The following is a 2,153-nucleotide window of genomic DNA, read 5'->3' on the forward strand; positions in this document are numbered from 1 at the left end:
CTTTTGAAACGGCACATAGCCGAGTTCATCCAATATCAACAGTTCGCACGCATCGATGCTTCGTTTCAGCCGCCCGAGCGTGCCATTTTTCAATGCCTCTTCCAGCTGGGCGACGAGATCCGCGACGCGGAAAAACCGAACCTCATGGCCTTGTTGGCACGCCTGGATGCCGAGCGCTGTGGCGAGATGGGTTTTTCCTGTCCCGGGCGAGCCTAAAAGCAGAACGTTTTGCTTTCGCTCCAAAAAGCGAAGGTCACACAATTCCTTCTTCGATGTCGTGGTCGGCCAGTGGATGTGATCCGACCATTCGTAATCCTTCAGCCATTTCAACTCCCGAAACTTGGCTTTCTTGATCAGCCGGGCCTGTTTCGCCTGCTGGCGGCACGACAGCTCCAGCGCCAATACATCCCGCAAAAACTGTTCTTTCGTTTCGAACATCACCTCCTCGAATCGATCCGCGATATAGGCCAAATGCAGTGCTTTACAAATCTCTTTCACCTCTGCTCTCATCCCTGGACACCCCCTTCCCGAACAGGATGAAGACGTTGATCATACACCGTTAAGTCCGTTTCATAGTCGATCAGGACGGAAGGGGTGTACGATTCTTCCCACTTGGCCGGGTAATGGGACTGCCTCGCTTCCATCAACACTCCGATTTCATGAGGAGCCAAGTCCCATCGCTGGTTCTCATCGAGCCACTGGGCGATTTCATAAAGCGTGCAACGATCCAACAGCGCTCGCAGCCCTTTCAAACGGGCCGCCACCTGGGGCGGGGTGCCAGCCAGATACGTTCGGATCGCTTCCGGCAAGTACGCCCGGTATCGGGAATGCCCGACAACCCGGGGTTTGGTCTCCCACTCAGCGAAAATCTCTTTCCAAGGGATCTCGCGTTTCACGTTCGTATACGGCCTTGGCGTCTCAAGATGTATGCCTCCGTCAGGAGAGAGCACAAAGAAACGATCCCACTCTTTTTTCACCAATACCCGGTTGGGGACGGACAGGCCATGGACGACGAACGCCTTCCCATCCACCATCACTTCTCCGTACTTATTCACGTAAGCGTGATCGAGGGAGAAGATCGGAAGATCTTGTTCCGGCAACGCCAACAGCTCCGGCCGCTCTTCCTGCCATAGCTCCTCTATCAACCGCCCCTTTTCATAATGAGGGCGGTTTCGGTCCTCGACCATCTTGCGATGCAGCCACTCCACCAGCTCCGGATCCGACTCGATCAACGGAGCCGGGACGAAACAAAGGTTGCGAGTGTAATAGACTTTTCGCTCCGCATTTCCTTTCTCATGTCCGCTGTATGGATTGCACACTTGTACATCAAACCGATAGTAGAGTTGAAATTTCTCAAAAGCCTCGGTGAATTGGCGTTCTCCCCCTTTTCGAATCGACACGATGGCCGCGGACAAATTGTCAATGCGCAATGCCTTTGGCACTCCCCCAGCCTGACGAAACAGCTGCGTCAACCCATGGAGGAAGCATTCACTGTTTTCCGCCGGCAGCGGATAAGCAAACGCAGCGTTGCTATACGGGAAGCTTACGATCAAAACCGATCGTTCTTCTTCCTTCCCCTCCTTCGTCACCACCGTCATCTTCCCGAAATCCACCTGCGCCTCGCCTGGCGGGTGCTCAAGTCGTTCATAGCGCTGTTCTTTCTCGAGTTTGAGCTGCGGTCTTCGTTTTTGCACGTACGCGCAAACGGTGCGATACGAGCCTTGAAATCCATGGTCACGACAAAGCGCTTCAAACATCGTCTTGTTCGTTCGCCGTTGTTTTCTCGGCAGCTTGGCATCCTCCTCCAACCAGTCATCAATGATTTGCCCGTATCCTTCTTCCTCCATCATCCCCTTTTTGCGTTTGATGGTTGGTTGGACAGAAATGCCGCCATCCGCGTATTTCTTGACCGTTCTCCAGTTATATCCCGTTTCGCGGGAAATTTCCGCAATCGATAACCCTTTCTTTTCACGCAGTTTTCTGATACGATTCATTTCGGGCATTGCCAGCATCCTTTCGCTCCTCCACTGTTTGGTTTATGTGTTCACAACTTCCACAGTAGAGGAAATGTTAGGGGCTGGCAAGCCTTTTTTCTTTGCCTTAGGCTCTGCACGTTTCGTTGCAGAACTCTGTATTTTTATTTTGCACTAAAC

At 52.6% G+C, this 2,153-nt stretch carries 2 protein-coding genes; both read right to left on the reverse strand.

What is annotated here, in order from left to right:
• Positions 1–510: ATP-binding protein (locus GJ1_RS17305; RefSeq protein WP_066235104.1), on the reverse strand; the 510-nt coding region annotated here is incomplete at its 3' end.
• Positions 507–2,012 carry an IS21 family transposase gene (gene istA, locus GJ1_RS17310; protein ID WP_066235107.1) on the reverse strand — a complete coding sequence of 502 codons (1,506 nt, stop codon included), beginning with the start codon at positions 2,010–2,012 and terminating at the stop codon, positions 507–509. The genes GJ1_RS17305 and istA, both read right to left, overlap by 4 nt.
• Between the last annotated feature and the right edge of the window lie 141 nt (positions 2,013–2,153).

This window comes from Geobacillus jurassicus NBRC 107829 (assembly GCF_001544315.1).
Classification (GTDB): domain Bacteria; phylum Bacillota; class Bacilli; order Bacillales; family Anoxybacillaceae; genus Geobacillus; species Geobacillus jurassicus.